This window comes from Anoxybacillus sp. EFIL, assembly GCF_013096955.1.
In the GTDB taxonomy this organism is placed as follows: Bacteria; Bacillota; Bacilli; order Bacillales; family Anoxybacillaceae; genus Anoxybacillus; species Anoxybacillus ayderensis.
This window is the reverse complement of record NZ_SDLH01000003.1, coordinates 44,536-65,798: the sequence shown is the minus strand read 5'-3', so window position 1 is coordinate 65,798 and position 21,263 is coordinate 44,536. Positions and strand designations below refer to the sequence as shown.

At 42.0% G+C, this 21,263-nt stretch carries 32 protein-coding genes and 2 pseudogenes; all 34 read left to right on the top strand.

Going from position 1 to position 21,263, the window contains the following annotated elements; all coding sequences use genetic code 11:
- The first annotated feature begins 59 nt into the window (after positions 1-59).
- Positions 60-569, top strand: a complete 510-nt coding sequence (locus ES017_RS06235; protein ID WP_171334872.1) for a terminase small subunit — start codon at positions 60-62, stop codon at positions 567-569.
- Positions 553-1,755 (top strand): annotated as a pseudogene (locus ES017_RS06230) (PBSX family phage terminase large subunit); the annotation flags it as partial. The gene ES017_RS06235 and the pseudogene ES017_RS06230, both read left to right, overlap by 17 nt.
- On the top strand, positions 1,729-2,058 hold the full coding sequence (locus tag ES017_RS16255; protein WP_483296343.1) for a Hint domain-containing protein: 330 nt from the start codon (positions 1,729-1,731) through the stop codon (positions 2,056-2,058). The pseudogene ES017_RS06230 and the gene ES017_RS16255, both read left to right, overlap by 27 nt.
- Positions 2,059-2,088: 30 nt before the next feature.
- Positions 2,089-2,730, top strand: coding sequence for an HNH endonuclease signature motif containing protein (locus tag ES017_RS06225; protein WP_171334870.1), 642 nt, complete (start codon positions 2,089-2,091; stop codon positions 2,728-2,730).
- Positions 2,627-2,893: a hypothetical protein gene (locus ES017_RS16215; protein WP_368737187.1), complete on the top strand. Its 267-nt coding sequence runs from the start codon at positions 2,627-2,629 to the stop codon at positions 2,891-2,893. Before ES017_RS06225 ends, ES017_RS16215 begins: the two co-directional genes overlap by 104 nt.
- A 13-nt stretch (positions 2,894-2,906) precedes the next feature.
- Positions 2,907-4,331 (top strand): phage portal protein, encoded by a 1,425-nt coding sequence (locus tag ES017_RS06220; protein WP_171334869.1) that lies wholly within the window; start codon positions 2,907-2,909, stop codon positions 4,329-4,331.
- Entirely contained in the window at positions 4,324-5,343 is a 1,020-nt protein-coding gene (locus tag ES017_RS06215) for a minor capsid protein (RefSeq protein ID WP_253263363.1), read from the top strand. The genes ES017_RS06220 and ES017_RS06215 overlap by 8 nt, the downstream gene beginning before the upstream one ends.
- A gap of 96 nt (positions 5,344-5,439) precedes the next feature.
- Positions 5,440-5,997, top strand: coding sequence for a phage scaffolding protein (locus tag ES017_RS06210; RefSeq protein WP_171334868.1), 558 nt, complete (start codon positions 5,440-5,442; stop codon positions 5,995-5,997).
- A gap of 22 nt (positions 5,998-6,019) precedes the next feature.
- Positions 6,020-6,838 carry a N4-gp56 family major capsid protein gene (locus ES017_RS06205; protein ID WP_171334867.1) on the top strand — a complete coding sequence of 273 codons (819 nt, stop codon included), beginning with the start codon at positions 6,020-6,022 and terminating at the stop codon, positions 6,836-6,838.
- Positions 6,839-6,851: 13 nt separating this feature from the next.
- A complete protein-coding gene (locus tag ES017_RS06200) occupies positions 6,852-6,995 on the top strand; it encodes a hypothetical protein (RefSeq protein ID WP_171334866.1) in 144 nt (47 codons plus the stop codon).
- Entirely contained in the window at positions 6,992-7,339 is a 348-nt protein-coding gene (locus ES017_RS06195; protein ID WP_253263362.1) for a head-tail connector protein, read from the top strand. Before ES017_RS06200 ends, ES017_RS06195 begins: the two co-directional genes overlap by 4 nt.
- Position 7,340: 1 nt before the next feature.
- Positions 7,341-7,706: a hypothetical protein gene (locus ES017_RS06190; RefSeq protein WP_171334865.1), complete on the top strand. Its 366-nt coding sequence runs from the start codon at positions 7,341-7,343 to the stop codon at positions 7,704-7,706.
- A complete protein-coding gene (locus ES017_RS06185; protein ID WP_171334864.1) occupies positions 7,706-8,104 on the top strand; it encodes an HK97 gp10 family phage protein in 399 nt (132 codons plus the stop codon). Before ES017_RS06190 ends, ES017_RS06185 begins: the two co-directional genes overlap by 1 nt.
- Positions 8,094-8,501: a phage tail terminator family protein gene (locus ES017_RS06180; RefSeq protein WP_171334863.1), complete on the top strand. Its 408-nt coding sequence runs from the start codon at positions 8,094-8,096 to the stop codon at positions 8,499-8,501. The genes ES017_RS06185 and ES017_RS06180 overlap by 11 nt, the downstream gene beginning before the upstream one ends.
- A complete protein-coding gene (locus ES017_RS06175) occupies positions 8,485-8,658 on the top strand; it encodes a hypothetical protein (RefSeq protein ID WP_171334862.1) in 174 nt (57 codons plus the stop codon). Before ES017_RS06180 ends, ES017_RS06175 begins: the two co-directional genes overlap by 17 nt.
- Positions 8,658-9,956: a phage tail sheath subtilisin-like domain-containing protein gene (locus ES017_RS06170; RefSeq protein ID WP_171334861.1), complete on the top strand. Its 1,299-nt coding sequence runs from the start codon at positions 8,658-8,660 to the stop codon at positions 9,954-9,956. Before ES017_RS06175 ends, ES017_RS06170 begins: the two co-directional genes overlap by 1 nt.
- 18 nt (positions 9,957-9,974) lie before the next feature.
- Positions 9,975-10,439 carry a phage tail tube protein gene (locus ES017_RS06165; RefSeq protein WP_042894538.1) on the top strand — a complete coding sequence of 155 codons (465 nt, stop codon included), beginning with the start codon at positions 9,975-9,977 and terminating at the stop codon, positions 10,437-10,439.
- Positions 10,440-10,450: 11 nt separating this feature from the next.
- Positions 10,451-10,852: a phage tail assembly chaperone gene (locus tag ES017_RS06160; protein WP_042894517.1), complete on the top strand. Its 402-nt coding sequence runs from the start codon at positions 10,451-10,453 to the stop codon at positions 10,850-10,852.
- Positions 10,853-11,035: 183 nt separating this feature from the next.
- Positions 11,036-13,279 (top strand): tape measure protein, encoded by a 2,244-nt coding sequence (locus ES017_RS06150; protein WP_171334860.1) that lies wholly within the window; start codon positions 11,036-11,038, stop codon positions 13,277-13,279.
- Positions 13,279-13,953: a LysM peptidoglycan-binding domain-containing protein gene (locus ES017_RS06145; protein ID WP_171334957.1), complete on the top strand. Its 675-nt coding sequence runs from the start codon at positions 13,279-13,281 to the stop codon at positions 13,951-13,953. The genes ES017_RS06150 and ES017_RS06145 overlap by 1 nt, the downstream gene beginning before the upstream one ends.
- Positions 13,953-14,912: an XkdQ/YqbQ family protein gene (locus ES017_RS06140; RefSeq protein ID WP_171334956.1), complete on the top strand. Its 960-nt coding sequence runs from the start codon at positions 13,953-13,955 to the stop codon at positions 14,910-14,912. The genes ES017_RS06145 and ES017_RS06140 overlap by 1 nt, the downstream gene beginning before the upstream one ends.
- Position 14,913: 1 nt before the next feature.
- Positions 14,914-15,249: a DUF2577 domain-containing protein gene (locus ES017_RS06135; RefSeq protein WP_042894519.1), complete on the top strand. Its 336-nt coding sequence runs from the start codon at positions 14,914-14,916 to the stop codon at positions 15,247-15,249.
- Positions 15,246-15,656 carry a DUF2634 domain-containing protein gene (locus ES017_RS06130; protein WP_253263361.1) on the top strand — a complete coding sequence of 137 codons (411 nt, stop codon included), beginning with the start codon at positions 15,246-15,248 and terminating at the stop codon, positions 15,654-15,656. The genes ES017_RS06135 and ES017_RS06130 overlap by 4 nt, the downstream gene beginning before the upstream one ends.
- Positions 15,649-16,686 (top strand): baseplate J/gp47 family protein, encoded by a 1,038-nt coding sequence (locus ES017_RS06125; RefSeq protein ID WP_171334954.1) that lies wholly within the window; start codon positions 15,649-15,651, stop codon positions 16,684-16,686. Before ES017_RS06130 ends, ES017_RS06125 begins: the two co-directional genes overlap by 8 nt.
- Positions 16,679-17,215 (top strand): YmfQ family protein, encoded by a 537-nt coding sequence (locus ES017_RS06120; RefSeq protein WP_171334859.1) that lies wholly within the window; start codon positions 16,679-16,681, stop codon positions 17,213-17,215. Before ES017_RS06125 ends, ES017_RS06120 begins: the two co-directional genes overlap by 8 nt.
- A 2-nt stretch (positions 17,216-17,217) precedes the next feature.
- Positions 17,218-17,625 carry a tail fiber protein gene (locus ES017_RS15905; protein WP_253263360.1) on the top strand — a complete coding sequence of 136 codons (408 nt, stop codon included), beginning with the start codon at positions 17,218-17,220 and terminating at the stop codon, positions 17,623-17,625.
- On the top strand, positions 17,626-17,937 hold the full coding sequence (locus ES017_RS06110) for a hypothetical protein (protein ID WP_171334858.1): 312 nt from the start codon (positions 17,626-17,628) through the stop codon (positions 17,935-17,937). It abuts the gene before it with no gap.
- A complete protein-coding gene (locus tag ES017_RS06105) occupies positions 17,937-18,296 on the top strand; it encodes a hypothetical protein (RefSeq protein ID WP_171334857.1) in 360 nt (119 codons plus the stop codon). Before ES017_RS06110 ends, ES017_RS06105 begins: the two co-directional genes overlap by 1 nt.
- A gap of 14 nt (positions 18,297-18,310) precedes the next feature.
- Positions 18,311-18,565: a hypothetical protein gene (locus ES017_RS06100; protein WP_171334856.1), complete on the top strand. Its 255-nt coding sequence runs from the start codon at positions 18,311-18,313 to the stop codon at positions 18,563-18,565.
- Positions 18,566-18,576: 11 nt separating this feature from the next.
- Complete coding sequence (locus ES017_RS06095) at positions 18,577-18,792, top strand: hypothetical protein (RefSeq protein ID WP_171334855.1); 216 nt, start codon at positions 18,577-18,579, stop codon at positions 18,790-18,792.
- A gap of 124 nt (positions 18,793-18,916) precedes the next feature.
- A complete protein-coding gene (locus ES017_RS06090) occupies positions 18,917-19,093 on the top strand; it encodes a hypothetical protein (RefSeq protein WP_171334854.1) in 177 nt (58 codons plus the stop codon).
- Between the two features lie 19 nt (positions 19,094-19,112).
- A complete protein-coding gene (locus ES017_RS06085) occupies positions 19,113-20,012 on the top strand; it encodes a hypothetical protein (protein WP_171334853.1) in 900 nt (299 codons plus the stop codon).
- A gap of 80 nt (positions 20,013-20,092) precedes the next feature.
- Positions 20,093-20,509 carry a phage holin family protein gene (locus ES017_RS06080; RefSeq protein ID WP_171334852.1) on the top strand — a complete coding sequence of 139 codons (417 nt, stop codon included), beginning with the start codon at positions 20,093-20,095 and terminating at the stop codon, positions 20,507-20,509.
- Positions 20,509-20,949: pseudogene (locus ES017_RS06075) on the top strand (M15 family metallopeptidase); the annotation flags it as partial. The gene ES017_RS06080 and the pseudogene ES017_RS06075, both read left to right, overlap by 1 nt.
- Positions 20,950-21,263: the final 314 nt, after the last annotated feature.

The window sequence follows — 21,263 nt, the reverse complement described above, 5'->3', positions numbered from 1 at the left end:
GAGCATCTCTTATAATGGGATGCTCTTTTATTTTTTGCAAGCTGGGGAGGTGTTGTGATATGGCACAGTTGACAGAAAAGCAAAAACGTTTTGCAGATGAGTATTTAATTGATCTTAATGCCACTCAAGCTGCGATTCGGGCTGGGTATAGTCCGAGGTCGGCTGCTGAGCAAGCTTCACGTCTGTTAAAAAATGCTAAGGTTCGCGCGTATATAGACGAACGAATGGCGGAACTGTCGAGGCGGACAGGCGTCAACCAAGAGCGTATTTTACGTGAGTTGGCTCGTATTGCATTTGTGAACGCTCCTGAGTTAATCAATATGGAAGATGCTACAATACGCGAAGATGCTACGATTGACGATATGGCTGCCATTGCAAGTGTAAGAGTGAAAGTGATTCCAACGGAGAACGGACAAGGAATTGAGCGAGAAATTCGTTTGGCCGATAAAATCCGCGCCTTAGATTTACTTGGCAAACGCTTCGCGATGTGGACAGAGCGCCAGCAGATCGATGCGAATTTCGGTGTTCAAATTATCGACGACATCGGTGAGGCTGATGAAACAGATTAGGCTTTCCGAAGTGTTTACGCCGACATTTCAAAAAGTGTGGGCGTTGGTCAAAGAACAGCGCTATTTGCGCTATGTGTTGAAAGGTGGCCGTGCTAGCGCAAAATCAACGCACATTGCGATGATGGTGTTATTGCTGGTGATGCGCTTTCCTGTGACGGCTTTGGTCGTTCGGAGAGTCGGGAACACGCTCGCAGATTCGGTGTTGGAACAGCTGAAAGAAGCTATGGAAATATTGGGCGTGACCGAGTATTTTCAGATTACGGTCAATCCAATGCGTATCACATATTTACCAAGAGGAAACCGCATTTTGTTTCGTGGTGCTGATGATCCACAAAAAATTAAGTCGATTAAAGCATCGAAATTTCCACTAGCCATTATGTGGATAGAGGAGTTAGCTGAGTTCAAAACAGAAGAAGAAGTGTCCGTTATCGAAAAATCTGTGTTACGTGGAGAGCTTCCAGACGGATTGCGATACACGTTTTTTTACAGCTATAACCCACCGAAACGGAAACAATCGTGGGTCAACCAAAAGTACGAAACGCAATTTCTTCCTGAGAACACGTTCGTTCATCACTCGACATATTTAGACAACCCATTTTTGTCGAAAGACTTCATCGAAGAAGCCGAACACACGAAGCGAACGAATGAGATGAAGTACCGTCATGAATATCTCGGTGAGCCGATTGGAAGTGGCGTTGTTCCATTCGACAACTTGGTGTTCCGAACCATTACAGATGACGAGATGAAGAGATTTGATAACATCCGACAAGGTATCGACTGGGGATATGGTGTGGATCCGTTTGCGTTTGTGCGTTGGCACTACGATAAGACACGAAGAATCATTTATGCGATGGATGAAATCTATGGCGTAAAGTTGTCGAATCGTGAAGCAGCCGAAAAAATCAAAGCAAAAAACTATCATCTCGAACCGATTATTGCGGATAGTGCCGAACCGAAATCGGTTGATGAGATGAAGAAAGAGCACGGCATTCCGCGAATTAAAGGCGCTAAGAAGGGATCGGGAAGTGTGGAATACGGTGAGAAGTGGCTAGATGATTTAGAAGCGATTGTCATTGATCCGAAGCGTACTCCGAACATTGCTCGGGAATTTGAGTCGATTGACTATCAGGTGGACGCAGACGGCAATCCGAAACCGAAGTTGGAAGATAAAAATAATCATTGTTTGTTAGGAGATACTATAATAAACACACCGACAGGAAATTTTAAAATTAAAGATTTAGTTGGTAAGAGCGGAATGGTTTATTGTTTTGATGTAGTAAATAAAAGGGCTACTGTAAGTCAATTTTTTGATGTTAGATTGACTAGAAGAAACACGGATGTTTGGGAAATAGAGTTGGAAGACGGTAGGAAAATCAGAGCAACAGATGATCACCCTGTTCTCACGAAAGAAGGATGGAAAGAACTAAAGCAATTGATTCCTGCACAAGATTGCATTTTGGACATGTCTAATCATATTAGATACAATTAGATATGAAATAGAACCAAGAGAGGTGCAGGAATGATAAAATATGAGAATAACGGTAAATATGCGTATTTTGATGGAATAAAATTCACCAGGGATGATAAAACGGGATATTATTTAAATTCAACTATTAGAAAAAGACTGCACAGATATGTTTGGGAGTACTTCCATGGAGAAATTCCGAAAGGATGGCATGTTCATCATGTTGACGGTGATAAAAACAACAACCACATTAGTAATTTAGTTATCATTCCACACGGAAAGCACGCAACTCTTCATGGGGAGATGAATGCTCTTGATGAACGATGGTTGGAATGGGCTCGTAATAATTTAGCGAAAAACGCACGTCCAAAAGCCAATGAATGGCATAAAACTGAAGAAGGAAAAGCGTGGCATAAGGAATTATGGAAGCGTTCGATTGGAAAGATGGAAAAACAGGTTTATAAATGTGAGTATTGTGCACAAGTGTTCGCTGCGAAACCTAATACAAAAAATCGTTTTTGTAGCAACAAATGCAAGTCAGCTTGGAGAAGAAAAGAAGGATTAGATAATGAAGAAAGGGTGTGCGAGTGTTGTGGGGAACATTTCGTTACCAACAGATTTAAAAAAACAAAATACTGTTCTAAAAAGTGTTCAAACAAAGCAGTTCCACGACTCCCACAATTACGTAAGAATTAAAAATATAAGGTATATAGGCAAAGGAGACGTTTACAATATGGAAGTAAAAGACCACCACAACTTTTCAGTTGAAGGTGGTCTTATCGTTCATAATTGTATCGATGCAACTCGTTACGCATTCGAAGATGATATGAAACGACCGTCTGTATCGATACTGAAATAGAGGAAGTGAGTGTATGTTGATTGAAGATTTATTTAGAGCTCCCTGGCATGAACAAGTGCTTTCGGAATTATCGAAAGGAATCATGACCGATGAACAGCTTTTGGCGGCGATCGTGAAAGACTGGGAAACGAGTGATAAGCGCAAATTGATGGTGATTGGCGAGCGATATTATCGCACGAAAATGGATATTGAAAAGAAAAACCAAGACATTACGTGGCGTTCGAATCAAAAGTTGGCGCATGACTTCGTGAAGAAGTTGGTGAATCAGAAGGTCGGCTATTTGCTTTCAAAGGAGCCGACGATCGCAACTGAAAACGAAGAATACCGCAAAATCATGCAAGACATGTTCGATAAACGGCTGCTGAAAACAATGAAAAACCTTGGCAAAGAAGCGATCAACAAAGGAATCGCTTTTTTGTATGTGTATATTGACGAAAAGGGCGAGCTGTCGTTTAAAAAGATTCCGAGCGAACAAATTATCCCGTTTTGGAAAGATAACGACCACGAAGAGATTGTGTCGTTTATTCGCGTGTATGAAGAAGTTGTATACACGAATACGCAAAAGCAAAAACAAAAGAAAGTGGAATATCACCATCCGAAAGGAATTAAGTATTACGTCCTGCAAGCTGACTCGCTCGTTCCAGACGTCCTAGCTGGAGTGGAAACGAACTATCATTTCACCATTAACGAGAAGCCATATCTGTGGGAGCGTATGCCGTTGATTGCGTTTAAGTACAACGAAGAAGAACAGCCACTCATTGATTGTATCAAGTCGTTGGTTGACGATTACAACTTGCAGGCTTCTGTGAACGCGGATTTACTTGCGGACATCCCGAATTTTATTTACAAGCTTGTGAATTACGGAGGAACAGAGCTACAAGAATTTTTAAACGATTTGAACCGATATCGGGCGGTAAAGTTAGATGAAAACGGTGATGTAGACAAGCTACAAGCCGATTTACAGACAGATGCAGTCGAAAAAGAATTATTGCGCATTCGCAAGGCCATCTATGAATTCGGACGTGGCGTCGATACGCAGGATGAGAATTTGGGGAATGCAAGTGGGGTGGCGCTGAGATACCGATACTCTGACTTGGATATGGATTGCAACATCCTTGAAACCGAGTTCCAGTCAAGCCTTGAGCAATTGATTTGGTTTATCGACCAGTATTTACTCATGACTGGGAAAGGCGATTTTACGAATGAGCCGATTTCAATTATCTTCAATCGTGACATTATTATCAACGAGTCCGAGGTAATCGCCAATTGTCAGGCGTCGGTTGGTATTCTTGATGACCAAACGATTCGCGAAAATCATCCGTGGTATACCGAGCAAGTGGAAGAACGATTGAAGAAGCAGCAGGAACAAGAACAGATGTATAACGGCTATCAAGGTGTGTTCCAAAAACAACAGAAAGATGGGAACATGAATGAATAGTCGGCAGTATTGGGAACAACGTTCGACGCAAAGAGAACAGGAAGCGCAGCTGATTGTCGAGAAGTATTTGGCGCAGATGAAGCAACGGCTCAAAGAAGCACAGCGCGATATTTTGAAGCAGATTGAAGCCTTTTACGCTCGGTATGCGAAAGATAATCAAATTTCTCTACATGAAGCAAGGAAGCTACTAACGTCACAAGAAATAGAGGCGTTTAAAGAAATTGACCTTGCTCGGTTTCGCGCGATGGCGCTTGAAGGGAATTCGCAATATGAAAATCTATTGAATGAGATCAGCTATCGCGTTCGAATTTCGCGATTAGAGATGCTTTTGGCGCAAATAGAAATGACGATGCTGCATTTATACGGCGGTAAAAATGGCTTACAAGACTACGTTTATACGGGGCTTGTCGATGTATACCAAAATTCGTACTATCACTTTATGTACGACTTTGCGATGGCTGGTATACCTGCCAATGCGCAAATTCTTGACGACAGCACGATGCGTGAAGTGATGTCGTATAACTGGAGTGGGAAAGAATTTTCCGAGCGAATTTGGGGACATGAACAAGAAACGATGCAGAACATTCGAAAGTCGCTCGAACAAAGCTTTATCATTGGTCGTTCCATCGACAAAACAGCAAAAGAAATTGTGAAAGTGACAGACGTCGCATATTCGCGCGCCGAAGCGTTGGTCAGGACGGAAGCGAGCTTCTTTCATAACTTGGCTGCGCAAAACAGCTATCGCGATGCAGGAATGGAGAAATACGAGATTTTGGCCACACTCGATATGCGGACATCAGATATTTGTAGATATCAAGATGGCAAGGTTTATAACGTCAAAGATTATAAGCCAGGCACGAATGCGCCGCCATTTCATGTCCGTTGCCGAACGACGACGATTCCGTATTTTGATGAGTCGGAATACACACACGGCGAAAAACGCCAGTCGATGAATGGATTGGTGGATTCTATTTCGTATGAGGAGTGGTATAAGAAGACGGTGTTAAGATAAACAGTTTCTCTCGTCTTTTTAGCATTTGTAGACGTTAAAGAACAAAGCGGTTCGTGGCCGTAACCACGTAAAAAAACGTAGCCAGGAGGAATGGAAATGAAACGTGAATTTCTTGAAAGTTTAGGTCTTGAAAAAGACGTCATTGACAAAATTATGGCCGAACATGGGAAGTCCGTTGAAGCTCACAAGACAAAAGTCGATGAGTTGAAAGCCAACCTTGATGATATGAAAAAGCAGCTTGAGCAGCGCGACAACGACTTAAAACAGTTGAAAAAGCAAGCAGAGGGAAATGAAGAGCTACAAACGAAGCTTGCGGACTTAGAGAAGCGATATAAAGATGAGAAGGCAGCATATGAAGCGAAAATTAAAGAAACACAATTAAACAGCGCGATTAAACTTGCGATTAATGGAAAGGTACATGACGCTGACTTGGTCGCATCGCTTCTTGATAAAAATACAATTGAACTCGATGAACATGGCAACATCACAAAAGGACTGGAGGAGCAGTTAAAGACGCTGCAAGAAACCAAGTCCTTTTTATTTGTGCCTGAAAACAGCAATCAACCAAAAATTACAGGTATTAAACCAGCTGAAGGCAGTCCGACTGGTGGGGATCCAGACGATCCGTTTTTAGCTGGATTCAATTCAATCTAATGGATACAGGAGGTAATGAGTAATGCCAATTAACTATGCAGAGAAGTATGCACCATATGTGGATGAGCGTTTTAAAAAGCAATCTCTTTCGAATGGAGCTGTGAATCAAGACTTAGATTGGGTTGGAGTCGAAACGGTGAAAGTATTTTCGATTCCGACAGTTCCAATGCGTGACTATTCTACAACAGGTTTTAATCGATATGGTATTCCTGAAGAGTTACAAAACAGCGTGCAAGAAATGAAAGTGACGCGCGACCGTGCGTTTACGTTCACCATCGACAACAAATCGAAACAAGATACGATGGGCGTCATGGAGGCTGGGAAGGCACTTGCCCGCCAGATTGATGAGGTGGTTGTACCAGAAGTGGATATCTATCGTTTTGCGGTGATTTGCGCGAATGCAGGAAATACAGCCGTGGCGCCAATTACAAAAGACAATGCCTATGAAGCTTTCTTGGATGCAACAACAACGCTCACAGACTTGAAAGTGCCATTGGTTGGTCGCGTGGCGTATATCGGAGCGAATTTTTACAAGCAAATTCGTTTGGATCCATCTTTTATCAAAGCGTCTGATATCGCGCAAGACGCGTTAATGAAAGGGCAAGTTGGTCAAATTGATGGGATTCCGCTAATCACCGTTCCATCTTCGTATTTACCAGCGAATGTCGAATTTTTCATTACACATCCGATGGCGACAGTTGCGCCAATTAAATTAACAGACTATGTGACGCATGAAAACCCACCAGGCATTAACGGTACGCTTGTAGAAGGTCGTATTCGTTATGATGCTTTTGTATTCGAGAACAAAAAGAACGCCATTTACGTGCACAAAAAAGCGTAAGGGGTGACAAAAGATGAAGAAGTTTAAAAAAAGCGACGAAGTGTTAATCGCAACAAACGACGTACAAGAAGCTGCCTTTAAAAAAGCCGGATATGAAGAAGTGACGGAAGAGGAGAAAAAAGGAACGAAGAAAGCAACAGAAAAGGTAGCTGAATGACAATGACGGTGCTTGATATTGTCAAAGCCAAGTTGGACAATCCACCGCCAGATGACCGCTTGGCTGTATACATTGACGAAGTAGGTCAAGCGATCAAAACGTTTTGTAATCGTGATGACATACCGGACGAGCTTCGGTATGTCCATGCGAACATGGTGGTCGATTTCGTTGGTCTGAAGCAAAAAAATGCTCCCGATGCCGAACCGACTGTTCAATCCATCAAAGAAGGGGACGTGCAAGTTACGTTTACAGCTCATGAAGAGAGCCAAGGAGAAATAGAAGTGGAAAGCATCGTTCATTCCTATAAGAGCGCGTTGTATAAGTTTCGCAAAATGAGGTGGTAGCATGTCGGTTCGTGACGTTTTTCTTAAAGCCAAATCCGCGGTGGAACGACTGTATGACCGAACAGCTACTATCCAGCGATATGAGGCGTATCAGAAGCCGAATGGCGCCGATGGAATGCGATGGGTGGCAAAGCATGAAAATGTGCCTTGTCGCCTTTCTTCTGTCGGCATGCAAACACTCAACAACACAGCACAAGATGATGTGAATTCCATTCAGTACGATGTGAAAGTTTTTTTGTCTAGCGACATCAACGTGCAAGCAGGAGATGTTTTTGTAATCGATGGAGTGCGCTACGAGTCAGCAAAAGAACCGTTTGTGTATGTCACCCATCAAGAAGTGCTATTAACTCGAAAGGATTACGCATAATGGGTTATGAATTTAGCGAAGTGCGGCTATTGAAGCAGCATTTAGTGGAGCTCAATAAAATCGCTCACCAAGTGCAAATGAAAGTCGCGCAGCGTATTGCACAGTTGGCCATTCGGAAAGTGAAGAAGTTAACGCCTGTCGATACAGGGAACTTGCGAAACAACTGGAAGTATTATGTGATGAGCAAGGGTGACACAATTTATATTCATATTTACAATCAAGCCGAATACGCGTCGTTTGTAGAAAACGGGCATCGTATCGTGGTGGCTGGTCAGACTGTCGGGTGGGTAGAAGGGCGGTTTATGTTGAAACTCACGATGAACGACATGCAAAAAATCGCCCCGAACATGTGGCAACGGGAGATGGAAAAGGAGATGAGGCGGATCCTTGGAGATTAAAACGCTCATCATTCAACAGATAAAAGAAGTTTTCGGAAACATCAAAGTATACGACGAAAAAGTCAAGCAGGGGCTTCAAACCCCTGCTTTTCTCGTTCGTATGATTCAGTCTGAACAAGAACGAAAAATCAAAGGGCAAGTGTGGCGGACGTATTCGTGGAATGTTGTATATTTTCCACAATCAATGGAAGTGGACGCTGAATGCGATGACGTGTTTGAAACGTTTCAAACGGAATTTCAGTATATCGCCAACAAATATCATGTGCATCGATTAGAAGGAGTAAAGCAAGATGATGTGCTTGTCATCACATTCGATGTGTCGGCGCGACTACAAGAAGTGACGACTGAAACGAAGATGCAGATGTTAGGAGGTGTTTGGATTGGCCAAACAAACTGAAAAACAAATGCGGTATGGAAAATCGGCTTTCATTCGTGCGCCAGAATACGCAAAAGATCGATTGTTGCTTGAAGTGTTACTTGATGAATCGAGAACGTACACGAAAGAAGAAGTGGACTCGCTGTTGAGTGAGTGGAAAGCGAAGGAGGTTCAATAATGGCAGGTGGAACATGGAAGACGCAAAACAAGGTTCGTCCTGGTGCGTATATCAATTTTGAAACGAACAGTTTAAACACGATGGCGCCTGATTCCAACGCAATTGTGGTGATTCCAGTCAAGTTGGACTGGGGAGAAACAAGAAAATTTGTGAAAGTTTCGCCGAACACGAAGTTTAAAGAAGTATTCGGCAAGGATTTAAGTGCAATCGTGCCGATCCGTGAGGCGTTTAAGGCGACAAATCAAGTCGTTGTCTATAACTTGAACAGCGAAGGAACAAAAGCAACGGCAACGGGCGGAGGATTAACGGCGACAGCGAAATATGCGGGTGCGGACGGAAATAAAATTTCGGTTGTCGTTACGGCGAATTTAGACGGAACCGCGACAGTGAAGACATACTTTGATGGGGCGGTTGTCGATACACAGACGGTAGCTGCCATCGCTAATTTACAGCCTAACGCTTTTGTGACGTTCAGTGGTCAATTGCCGACATCCGATGTCACGTTGACGCTTGCTGGAGGAACAACAGGGACGGCAACAAACGATGCGTACGCGGACTTTGCGGCAGGATTGGATACGCAAGAATTTAAGGTGGTGGCTGTTGGTACGGACGATTCGACGGTAAAAGCATTGTTGACATTGAAAGTCAAAGAATGGCGCGAGAATTACGGAAAAAATGTAACGTTGGTGACGAATGATTATAACGCGGCTGATCATGAAGGCGTGGTGTCGGTTCTCAATGGTGTCACGCTTGAAGGGAATGAGCAGCTATCGGCAAAAGATGCGTTGTATTGGTATGCGGCGGCATATGCGAGCGCTGGCACCAATTCATTGACCTATGCTGAGTATCCGGGCGCAATTGACTGCGAGCGCAAAACACATGAGGAAATCGAACAAGCATTGAAAGATGGACACATCGTTTATACGTTCAACCGCGACGCGGTCGTTGTCGAACAAGACATTAATACGTTCCGTTCTTTCACGTCGACGAAAAATCAAGACTTCCGCAAAAACAAAATCATTCGCGAAATGGACATTGTTTCGGACAATACGCAGTATATCTACTCCAAATATTTCATCGGGAAAGTCAATAACAACGAGGATGGTCGGAACTTGTTCAAAAAAGAAGTGATGAAAACCGTGTTAGATCCTCTCGTGCGAGTCGGAGCTTTAGAGCCATATAATCCAGATGAGATTGCAGTTGAACAAGGTGATGAAAAAGATGCGGTATTGGTGAATGTAGGACTCAAGTTCGTCGACGCCATGGAAAAACTCTATATGACAGTGGCATGCAAGTAATAAACGGAGGTGATGAATATGCCACGTGTAATGGATTCGAAAGACGCGATTTCTTCGAAAGAAGGGAAATTATATATCACGATTGATGGGAAGTCTTATGAATTTGCTGAAATCTTGAAATTCGATGCAACAATCGAATATATCAAAGCTGATGTGAAGCGTGTAGGTACACGCATGAACGGCAGTAAAATCGTTGGGGCAAACGGAAAAGGAAACATGACATATTACTATCACCACCCAGCAATTCGAGCGATGGCATTGGAATATTTACGGACAGGGAAAGCGCCGATTTTCGATGCGATGCTCGTTAATGCAGATATTACGAGCGCGGCAGGCAAGCAAACAGCAATCATTAAAAACATCGTGCCAGATAGCACACTCATTGCTAAATTGGATGGGGATTCGGATGATGTACTTAAAGATGAAGTGTCGTTTACATTTGATGATTTCGATTTGTTAGACCAATTCAAAACGATTAACTAAGGAGGAGTTACATGAGCAAGTTTAAGGCGTTTTTAAAGGGAAATGTAAAACAGTATGAAAATGTGGAATTGAAATTGGAGCGTTTTGACGAACCACTTGTGCTGCGCCCGTTAACTGCAGGCGAAGCTGATGCAATCAACGAGCGTTGTTTTAAATTCCGTCCAGGTAAAGGCGGAAAAATGGAACGTGTCTTTGATGTGGTGAGATACAACCGCGAAATTTGCGTGGCGTCGATTGTGTATCCTGATTTAAATGACCGCGAGCTGCAAGAGTCATATGGTGTTTTAGGTGCGGACAGGCTGTTTGCTGAAATGTTCCTCTTGGGCGAAGCCAACCAAATCCTTGAGAAGGTCACAGAAATTTCAGGGCTTGATAAGACGATGGATGAAGAGGTAGAAGAGGCAAAAAACTAATTGAAGAAGGTGGAGAGGCGTTTTATGCGTATGTTGCTCTCCACCGTTTTCATTGGCGACCTCGTGAATTTTTAGAAATGGATCGAAAAGAAAAAGCGTTTGTCATTGCGAGCATTCAATTGAAATTGGAAGAAGAAAAGAAAGAACACGACCGCATAAAAAGCAAAATGAGGGGGTGAGCGAATGGCTGGAGTCCAAACGACGCTAGCGTTAAATGACAAATTGACAGGACCACTCATGAAAATGATTCGTGCGATGGATGCGACCATTCGCGTCATGGAAAAAATGGATGCAAGCGCGACTCAATTAGATACAAAAGGACTAGCGAAAGCGCGCAAAGCGATTACAAACGCATCGGCTGATTTAGAACGTTTGATGGCGGCTTCTAAACAGGTGGATAGCTCTTTGACGCCGTTAGGCTCTAAATTCGCCAACTTGCCTCCACCAGTCAATCGGGCGACGAGTGCTGTGAAAGAGTTTTTCGGTGCATTTTTGTTATCGACAGCAGCTTTTGCTGCACTACAAGGAATTCAAAACGGAATTCAGTCATTTGTTCAAGCCTCAGACGCTTATGTTTCTACATCAGCTCGTTTAGCAAATATTAATGACGGTTTGCAGACACAGACAGAGTTACAAGAGAAAGTATACCAAGCTGCACAACGTAGCCGGAGTGGGTATATGGATATGGCTAATTCGGTTGCAAAACTCGGTTTATTGGCAGATGACGCATTCAAAAACAACGATGAGATGATTCGTTTCTCTGAATTAATGGGAAAAGCATTTACTGCGTCTGGTGCATCGACATTTGAACGCCAAGCTGGTATGTATCAGCTCACACAAGCGATGGCAGCAGGTAAACTACAAGGCGACGAGTTCCGTTCCATCATGGAAAATGCACCGTTGCTTGCCCAAGCGATTGCCGATTTTACAGGCAAAACAAAAGGCGAACTAAAAGAAATGTCGGCAGATGGAAAAATCACGGCTGACATCATCAAAGCAGCGCTCTTCAACGCAGCCGATGACATTGAAAAGAAATTCAAAAACATGCCGTTGACGTTCGCTGATGCGATGACCATGTTTAAAAACTGGTCGCTTCGTGCGTTTGAACCATTGTTGATTCGGTTTAATCAATTTGTCAACTCCGATGCGTTTGCGACGATGGCAGAGCATGCGATGTTTTTCGTCAACGTATTTATTAAAGGTATGGATCTCGCTTTTGATACACTAGAGTTCTTCTATCGAATGGTCGGCGCTGTGGGACGCTTTTTTGAAGAAAACTGGTCATGGATTGCGCCGATTTTAACCGTGATTGGTTCTGTTTTAGCTGGGATTGGCGCGGTTTTACTTGGGCTTGCGGCGAAATGGTTGATAGTGAAAACAGCTACAATGATTGCCGCGGCAGCTCAGTGGGCTTATAACACAGCCATGCTTAGTTCGCCAGCCACGTGGGTATTGCTTACTATCATTGCTTTGCTTGGGTTTGTTGCTTATGCCACAGTAAGATGGGGGGAGCAGACAGCAGAAGTTATTGGAGTTATTTTCGGACTATTCGCTAGTTTAGGGGCGTTCGTTTGGAATATCATCGCAAACATTTGGAATTTATTTGCGATGTTTGCTGATTTTTTAATGAATGTGTTTATTGATCCGACGTATGCGATAAAAAAGTTATTTTACGATATGGCTCAGATGATCATAAACACAATGGCGGCTATCGGCGGTTCATTCGATCGTGCCGCGAATTGGCTAGCGAATGCGTTTGTATCCGCCGCAAACAAAGCAATTGGAGCAATTAATATGGTCCTTCAAGCGCTTAATAAAATCCCGGTCGTGAACATAGGTACGATTGGAAAATTAAGTACTAATGTAGCAAGTAATATATCAGGTAGTTTAAAAAATTTCGCAGCTAATCTTCAAGCCCCAATTAGTGATACGAAAGGTGTTTCGCATTTGCCACGCCTAAACTTGATAAATATGCCAAAAGCATTTGATGCGGGGTATGCTGTTGGAAATAAAATGGGCAAATGGTTGTCTGATAAAACAGCTAATCTGTTGGATAAAGCTCAAAAACTAGCAGAAGGAATAAAAAAGGGAAATCCATTTTCGCAATCATTAGGAAGCCAACTAGCCAATAGCCCAGGCATGAAAAACCCTCTAGCAAGTGGGAAAGAGGATAAGAACCCGACAGGCGGTAAGCTTGATAAAATTGGAAAAATTGATGATGAAATCAACATTGCCGAAGAGGATTTAAAAGTCTTTAAAGAGTTGGCGACAATTAAGTCTATTCAGAACTTCGTCACATTAACGCCAACGGTGCAAGTGAAAACAGGTGACATTCGAAATAACGTTGACATCGACCAAATTGTTCGTCGTGTTGAAGAAAGTATGGTCAACGAAATCGCCCGTTCGGCAGAAGGGGTGTATGCGTGATGGAACGAGCTATTTATTTTCACGCAAATGACCAAGAAATGTTTCGGCTTCCTGTGAATCCTGAGAAAGTGAATGTAAAAACAGAAGGAGATGGAGAGGAGTTTACGATTGCAAAGCTCGGGCGTGTCAACGTACCGAAAGACAAAAAGTTATCGGGCTTCTCTCTTGAGTCTTTTTTTCCTGCACAACCTGCCCATTATGCAAGTGGAGCTGTTAGAGAGCCGCAATATTACATTGCTTTATTAGAAAAATGGATGAGAAATAAACAACCAGTGCGTTACATCTATGTCAACGGCTCCTTCACCATCAATGAATTAGTAACCATTGAGCACTTCGAATATGACGAATCGTTCGGCAGTGAAGACGTCAATTTTTCCCTTGAATTGAAAACATACGTGCCGTTTGCTCCAAAGAAAATGCAGGTGGTCAAAAAACAAACGTCATCGGCTGTTCAAGTCGTAAAGAAAAATGCGCCTGCGCGCCCAAATACGAAAGCAAAGCCAACGACGTACACATTGAAAGCAGGCGATAATCTTTGGAAAGTAGCAAAGCTTTATACAGGCAACGGCAACCGATATCCTGAGTTGCAGAAGTTAAACGGAATTAAAGACAGTCAATTGTGGAAACTACCAATCGGGTTAGTGTTAAAAATCCCTACAGATTGGGTGAAATGATGGAAGTATTAATTGATAATCGAGATGGAACGGTGTGGGATATGCCTGTTTCGAGCGTGCAATGGAAAACGAGCAGGATCGGAAAGGCTGGGACGTTGGATGCGAAGCTAGTGATTGAACAACGAACAAAGTTTCCGGTCAATAGCGGAGCAATTATCCGCGTAACAGATAGATCGTACAAAATTTTTTACGGATATGTGTTCGAAACAGGCTTTAATACAAGTAGTGAATTTCATGTAAAGGCATATGACCAATTGCGCTATCTCATGTATAACGATACATTCGTCTTTTCTGCGACGACAGCAACAGCTGGCATAAAGAAAATCGCAAACGACGCAGGGTTGAAAGTAGGAACGTTTGAAGATACGGGATACAAAGTGCCAGCGATGGTTGAAGACAACAAAAAAGCGTTCGACGTGGTCGCAAAGCTTTTAGATTCAACGTTAATTGCAACAAACAGAAATTACGTGCTCTTCGACAATTTTGGGAAATTGGAATTGCGAAATATCAATAACATGGCTATTCCAGCAGACGACTTCTACATTGGAGAAGAGAGTCTGCTTTTTGATTTTGATTACAAAAAATCAATCGACGAAGAAACGTATAATCGCGTCAAAATCGTACAAGACAACAAAAAAACAGGTAAACGAGAGGTCTACATCGCTCAAGACAGAGCGAACATTGCGAAATGGGGACGGTTGCAAGAATTTCGGAAAGTCGATGAAAAGATGACGGCAGCGCAAATTAAAGATTTGTTGGACAAGCTCATTAAGTTGCGGAATCGGGAAACTAAATCGTTGAAACTCAACTGTCTTGGTCATTGGAAAGTGCGTGCGGGTTGTTTTGTGTTTGTGTACATTGAAAAAATCGGCGTGAAACAATATTTCCTTGTCGATGAATGCACACACAGCTGGGATAGTGGCGTGCATACAATGCAACTTGATTTGAAGGTGATTTGATATGAGTTTAATAGATTTAATTAAAACGGTTGCCGTAAAGGCTGTAGAAGCGACGAATCCCGTTCATGTGTTGTTTGGCACGGTCGTATCTGAAACCCCTCTTGAGATTCAAATACATCAGAAGTTGAAGCTGACCGAAGAGTTTTTGGTTATTACAGAGCGTGTCACGCGATATGAAGTGAATTTGGAGCACAATCACGGTGGAGGGGTAAAAGCATTAAGCGGAATGTTAACTGATACACCGATTCGGACTGGATTGAAAAAAGGTGATAAAGTCGTTTTGCTTCGCGTTCAAGGTGGCCAACAATTTGTTGTTTTAGATAAGGTGGTGAAATGATGGTACTCCCTTCTGAAAACATCACAATCGAAGAAGCAGAAGTGATTGAACCATCGGCGATTCCGTCAAAAACGTATCGTCTTGATTTTGAAAATGGACAATGTAGTGGAATGATTGATGGAGTAGAAGCGATTAAGCAATCCATTTTTAAAATGTTGAACACCGATCGCTTTAAATATTTGATTTATAGCGATAATTACGGGTTTGAGAATTTAGTTGGAAAAGAAAGATTATTCGTTCAAGCTGAATTGCCGCGGAGAATCAAAGAAGCTGTATTGCAAGATGAACGAGTAACAGATGTAGACGTGACGGTGCAATTTTCTGGGGATTCAGCCGTTGCGAAAATCGTGTGCTACACCGTTTATGGAAAAGTGGAATTAACGAAAGAGGTGAACGGTGTTGTTTGAAAATCAGACGTTTGAAACGATTTTACAACGTATGCTTGATCGCATACCAGACGATATAGACAAACGAGAAGGATCGATTATCTATGATGCCTTGGCTCCTGCGGCGATGGAATTGGCGCAAATGTACGCAGAGTTAGATGTGGTTTTGCACCTTGCCTTCGGAGAAACCTCGACGGGTGAATATTTAGATAAGCGAACCGCGGATTTTGGTGTATACAGAAAGCAAGCAACACCTGCTGTGCGAAAAGGAATATTTACGGATGGAAACGATGTACCGTTTAATATTCCAATCGGAAGCCGATTTAGACTAAACGATATGGTCTATGTAGCGACTGAAAAAATCACAGATGGTCAATTTCGTATGCAAGCTGAAACACTGGGAAGTATAGGAAATCAAGATTTCGGCAGTCTTCTCCCGATTGAACCAATTGAAGGACTAGGAACAGCGACATTGGCAGATGTGTTGATTCCTGGAGAAAATGAGGAGAACGACGAGTCACTGCGGAAACGATTTTTGCAAAAGGTGCGAGAGCCAGGAACGAGCGGAAATGCAGCCGACTATAAACAATGGGCAACCAAGGTCGCAGGCGTAGGGGCAGCAAAAGTAACGCCTCTTTGGAACGGTCCGGGCACCGTGAAAGTCACGATTGTCAATACTGATATGCAGCCAGCTACAACGGAATTGGTTGAAAAGGTGCAGGAATATATTGAGCAAGTGCGACCGATCGGAGCTTCTGTCACGGTTGCTTCGGCGACAGGAAAGCCGATCGATGTTTCTGCGAATGTGGTGCTTGCGTCAGGATATACATTACAGAGTGTACAAGACGCATTTGCGGCGTCGTTGGATGAATATTTCAAAGAGATCGCTTTTTCCGTGACATATGTCAGCTATGCGAAAATCGGAACAATCCTATTGAACACGCCGGGTGTCATTGATTACAACAGATTATTTGTGAATAGTGGCACAGTCAATGTAGCGTTGCAAGATGAAGAAGTTCCAGTGCTTGGGGAGGTATCAATAAGTGTCTAATCTATTTCAATATCTCCCTAATTACTATCAAGATATACGAGAGTTTCAAACCTTAGTAGGGACAGAAAACGAAGAAGTTGAGCAATTGGGCGCTACAATAGATGAAATTTTGAAACAGTTTTATGTTGACACAGCCACATGGGGACTTTCTCATTGGGAGCGCATTTGCGGTATTCCAATCGATGAAAGTAAGCCGGTTGAGCAACGTCGTAGCGTGATCAAGTCAAAATTACGCGGCATCGGCACAGTAACGGTCGCTCTCATTAAAAACGTCGCAGAGTCATGGTATAACGGCGAAGTCGAAGTAACTGAACAACCTTCGCTTTACACCGTAAAAGTTAAATTCGTTAGCAAACTCGGGGTTCCGCCGAATTTAGCCGACATTCAAAACGCTTTGCGCGAGATTATTCCGGCACATTTGGCGATAGACTTCGAGTTTTCTTATTTGTTAATAAAAGACGTTCATAACGTAATGACGCTTTCGCAATTGGAAGCGACAACGCTCGATAAATTTGCAGGAGGTGCGTAAACATGGCAAGCACTACACCGCGACTAGGGCTGTATAAAAAAGATCCGATCGCAGATGCCAACGACACGTTTAATATACAGACGATGCTGAATGACAACTGGGACAGAATTGATGGGAAAGTCGCTATCTTAGGACCAAACGGAAAAATTCTATCTGAACAGTTGCCACAACAATCGCTACCGAATGCCAGTACCACACAGGCTGGTATCGTCCAACTCAATGATACGCTGACAAGCACAAGCACAACGCAGGCGGCGACAGCGAACGCGGTGAAACAAGTGAATGATGCAGTTGCTGCACATTCGGCTGAAACTGCGAAGCACGTTACACAAGTTGAAAAAGATGCTTGGAACGCAACACAAGCGAAAGCGAATGATCTTGAAATTCTCTATTGGATGGGGGCGATTTAATTGGCGGTAACAGCTAAAAAATTAGCAAGAGTAACAATAAACAGTACATCTACGACAACTTTATACACCGTTCCTGCCAATACAAAAACCATTGTAAAAAGTATTGCTATCGCAGGGGCAACAAACGCAGATACGGATTTTTATTTAATGATTGGTGGGGTTGCTCTTTTCAACGGTGCAACAGTAAAAATGAAAGATACGATTATCGTTGATGGTAGTTTTGTTTTAGAAGCTGGCGAAACAATCACAGCTAATTTAGCTAGTGGGACGAACATAATTTCTATTCATATTTCCGGTGTGGAGGTGGCGTAATGGGGATTCAGCGATTACAGCCTGTTAGTGGAGAAACGGATTGGATGAAAACAACACCAATCATTACAAAGTTCTCCACTATAAACAGCACATATGAAACTGCTGTCAACGTAACAGGTAAAGGGATTTTAACAGGAATAGCCGGTACATCACGATATGAAAACACCGCTGTTTATACATTTGTTGAGATTATTGTAGATGGAACGACGTTGATAACAGATTTACGCGTAAATTCACTAAATAATGGAAGTGTCGGAATACCTATGAATATCAGATTTAACAATAGTTTAAAAGTGAATGTACGTTCTACCGCAGGGGGCTACACAGTCGAAGCTACTATTACTTATGTGCTTGTATAAAAGGAGGAATAAAAATGATTTCAATATTACGTCAATACATTGAAGGCGACATGAATGTCATCGAATATACAAAAGACGGTGTAACTGTTTCTCATGTTGTAAAAACACCAGTCCAAAACGAAACGGCAGGGGAACAATTACCGCCTTTACCGCCGAATCCACTTTTGCAATTACAGCAAGAAAATCAACAACTCAAACAGCAATTAGCTCAAATTAACGGTGATTTTGTTGCCTTTATGGATTTCTATTTCTCAAATACAACAGCATGAGGTGATGAACAATGGCAGTTTATTCGTTTAGAACAAGCGCATACGCAAGAGATATTTATCTTTACGGAAATCGACGTATTTCGGATATTCCTACTGAATATCATGAACCTGTCAAACAATACGCGGCGCAAAACTTTACACAAGAGCAAATTGACAATGCGTTAGCGCAAGGGTGGATTACGCAACAAGAATATGATGAAACGCTGGCATATAAAACAGCGCAGTAGGACGATAATGTGTAATTAGCACTTGTCTCATAATGCGACATAAACACCACTGAAAAGTAGGTGTATTTTTATCCAAATTCTCCATATTCCACCCCTATGTTATATTTTGTAAAGGATGATTGGAATGAAAAAAGGATTTAAGTTATTGTGTGTTGAATGTAATGAAGCGGTAGTATTTGACAAAGATTTTGTAAAAGATGATATATCAAAAATTAACTGCTCAGTATTAGGTAACTATCCTTTTCAATCCCTTTATTTAGTTTGTTCTAATTGTGGGAATGAAATGGAAATAGAATTGTAAAATGTATAGGGGTGTGTTTATGGAACATTCGAAATTCGGAGCATTTATGATTCAATGCAATAAATGTTCCAGAGGTTGGTCGTTATCTGAAGATGACATGAAGAAATCGATTATTGTTTGCCAAGATCCGGAGTGTAAAAATGAATTTTCTATATATGAAGGCATAAAAAACGGATTAAAGAAAGTAGAAGATCATATTACTCCAAATGTCTTTCTAGCTAATGAAATGTACTATTTTTCAATTGATGTGAGAATTGGATACACCAAACAAGTGGAGTTACCTGAGAACATAAAGAAAATTTACAAAGTAATGCTATTTCCTATCGGACCATTTCTCGCAGGTGCAACTGATATTACTAGTAATGGATTTAATGTATTTACATCTTTAGCAGAACATAGTGATCCTTCAATTATTGGAGAAGTAGGAAAAATTATGATAACAGTTAATTATAAGTCAGAAGATTACGAAGTTCCATGGCTTCATATGCTTCAATATGCGTTTGATCAATTAAGATCTGAAGAATATCTTATGAGTATATTGTTATCTGAGATTGCTTTAGAAACATATGTTGATTCCACTTTAACACTAGGTTATTCAGAAATTGGGCTAGATAAAGATAGTATATCTAGGTTATTAAAAGCTGCAGAAATACCTGTAAAAGTAAATCCGTTAATGAATAATTTATTTGGAGTAAAATTAGCTACATCGTCTTCTTGGTCTAAATGGGAGAAAAAAGTTTTAAAGTGGAGAAATGAAATAGCTCATGGAACGAAAGTAAAAGCAACTAAAGAAGAAGCGATATTAGCATATGAGACTGTTGTTGATTCTATTTTTCATTTTATTGAAGGAGTAGATAATCACCTTAAGAAAAAAGGTTACGTCAACGGTTTATTCTTTAGAAGTCATACTGGCTCATAATATATATGAACGATAATGTGCAATAAGCACACTTTCGTATGAGAGTGTGCTTTTACTTTTGATGAAAGCGAGGAAAGCACATGAAGCATAATACAAACACACTATACACTACAGTTACAGGCGGTAGCGCATCAGCTATCGCCTATTTAATTGGCGGGGTGGATCATCTTGCTATTGCACTCGGAATCATGATGGCAGTGGATTATATTTCAGGTCTGATGGTTGCTGTCAGCACAAAGGAAGTGTCATCCAAGACGGCATTTCGAGGACTGATGAAAAAGATGGCCATGATTTTAGCTGTTATCGTGGCAAATCAACTGGACGCGGTGACTGGTAGCGGTGATTTTATGCGCAATACGATGATTATGTTTCTAATTGGTAATGAAGGCATCAGTTTTATTGAAAATCTAGGTCGTTTGGGCGTGTCTATTCCCGGGCAGGTCTCGAAGGTATTTGCGCAATTAAAAAGTGAAAATCAGAAGGGAGAGGAGAAATAATGTTCAAAGCGACTTATCACGAAAGGAACTTAGCAAACCTTGAAAAATTGGCTCCTAACACAAAAAGAGCAGCAATGGAATGGTACAATTGGTGCATAGCTAATGGAATTGATATTCTCATCTACGAAACAATACGCACAGAAGAACAACAGCGATATTATGTTGCCAGCGGGAAGTCACAGACTATGAAATCATATCACCTTGTTGGACAGGCTCTCGACTTTGTACCGATTATCAACGGCAAAACCGACTGGAATGGATATGGTCGATCGGACATGCGACAAGCGATCGCGAAAGCAAAGGAATTAGGCTTCGAGTGGGGCGGGGACTGGAAAGGATTCATCGACAAGCCACACCTACAATACAATTACAAAGGATATGGAACGGATAAGGAGTTAGATGGTAAACAAACTAGTGCTTCTACAACTCCAAAAACGACATACACCGTCCAAAAAGGCGATACATTGTCGGCGATTGCGAAAAAACATAATACCACAGTAGACGCGCTACAGAGATTGAATAATATCGCGAATCCGAATTTGATTCGGGTTGGGCAAAAGTTGCGCGTGAAATAACCCCTGCCACTCGGCAGGATAATAACCATGTGACAAAAATTATTGATATTTCAAGGTTTAATGGACATACCCTTTTATCTCGTGCAAAATTGGTGCAAAATTATTTTCGAGTGCAGAAAAGGCGGAATCCACTCCGCCTTTTCTTTAAGAAAAATAAGCAATAATTAGAACAATAACAA

Bases quoted from the DNA above. Each gene is read 5' to 3' on its own strand.
- ES017_RS06140 (WP_171334956.1), top strand. From the start codon at position 13,953: ATGGAAGTATTAATTGATAATCGAGATGGAACGGTGTGGGATATGCCT.
- ES017_RS06170 (WP_171334861.1), top strand. From the start codon at position 8,658: ATGGCAGGTGGAACATGGAAGACGCAAAACAAGGTTCGTCCTGGTGCG.
- ES017_RS06145 (WP_171334957.1), top strand. From the start codon at position 13,279: ATGGAACGAGCTATTTATTTTCACGCAAATGACCAAGAAATGTTTCGG.
- ES017_RS06195 (WP_253263362.1), top strand. From the start codon at position 6,992: ATGACAATGACGGTGCTTGATATTGTCAAAGCCAAGTTGGACAATCCA.
- ES017_RS06135 (WP_042894519.1), top strand. From the start codon at position 14,914: ATGAGTTTAATAGATTTAATTAAAACGGTTGCCGTAAAGGCTGTAGAA.
- ES017_RS06225 (WP_171334870.1), top strand. From the start codon at position 2,089: ATGATAAAATATGAGAATAACGGTAAATATGCGTATTTTGATGGAATA.
- ES017_RS06200 (WP_171334866.1), top strand. From the start codon at position 6,852: ATGAAGAAGTTTAAAAAAAGCGACGAAGTGTTAATCGCAACAAACGAC.
- ES017_RS06080 (WP_171334852.1), top strand. From the start codon at position 20,093: ATGAAGCATAATACAAACACACTATACACTACAGTTACAGGCGGTAGC.
- ES017_RS06100 (WP_171334856.1), top strand. From the start codon at position 18,311: ATGATTTCAATATTACGTCAATACATTGAAGGCGACATGAATGTCATC.
- ES017_RS06190 (WP_171334865.1), top strand. From the start codon at position 7,341: ATGTCGGTTCGTGACGTTTTTCTTAAAGCCAAATCCGCGGTGGAACGA.
- ES017_RS15905 (WP_253263360.1), top strand. From the start codon at position 17,218: ATGGCAAGCACTACACCGCGACTAGGGCTGTATAAAAAAGATCCGATC.
- ES017_RS06185 (WP_171334864.1), top strand. From the start codon at position 7,706: ATGGGTTATGAATTTAGCGAAGTGCGGCTATTGAAGCAGCATTTAGTG.
- ES017_RS06235 (WP_171334872.1), top strand. From the start codon at position 60: ATGGCACAGTTGACAGAAAAGCAAAAACGTTTTGCAGATGAGTATTTA.
- ES017_RS06090 (WP_171334854.1), top strand. From the start codon at position 18,917: ATGAAAAAAGGATTTAAGTTATTGTGTGTTGAATGTAATGAAGCGGTA.
- ES017_RS06220 (WP_171334869.1), top strand. From the start codon at position 2,907: ATGTTGATTGAAGATTTATTTAGAGCTCCCTGGCATGAACAAGTGCTT.
- ES017_RS06105 (WP_171334857.1), top strand. From the start codon at position 17,937: ATGGGGATTCAGCGATTACAGCCTGTTAGTGGAGAAACGGATTGGATG.
- ES017_RS06205 (WP_171334867.1), top strand. From the start codon at position 6,020: ATGCCAATTAACTATGCAGAGAAGTATGCACCATATGTGGATGAGCGT.
- ES017_RS06095 (WP_171334855.1), top strand. From the start codon at position 18,577: ATGGCAGTTTATTCGTTTAGAACAAGCGCATACGCAAGAGATATTTAT.
- ES017_RS06160 (WP_042894517.1), top strand. From the start codon at position 10,451: ATGAGCAAGTTTAAGGCGTTTTTAAAGGGAAATGTAAAACAGTATGAA.
- ES017_RS06165 (WP_042894538.1), top strand. From the start codon at position 9,975: ATGCCACGTGTAATGGATTCGAAAGACGCGATTTCTTCGAAAGAAGGG.
- ES017_RS06130 (WP_253263361.1), top strand. From the start codon at position 15,246: ATGATGGTACTCCCTTCTGAAAACATCACAATCGAAGAAGCAGAAGTG.
- ES017_RS06085 (WP_171334853.1), top strand. From the start codon at position 19,113: ATGGAACATTCGAAATTCGGAGCATTTATGATTCAATGCAATAAATGT.
- ES017_RS06210 (WP_171334868.1), top strand. From the start codon at position 5,440: ATGAAACGTGAATTTCTTGAAAGTTTAGGTCTTGAAAAAGACGTCATT.
- ES017_RS06215 (WP_253263363.1), top strand. From the start codon at position 4,324: ATGAATAGTCGGCAGTATTGGGAACAACGTTCGACGCAAAGAGAACAG.
- ES017_RS06150 (WP_171334860.1), top strand. From the start codon at position 11,036: ATGGCTGGAGTCCAAACGACGCTAGCGTTAAATGACAAATTGACAGGA.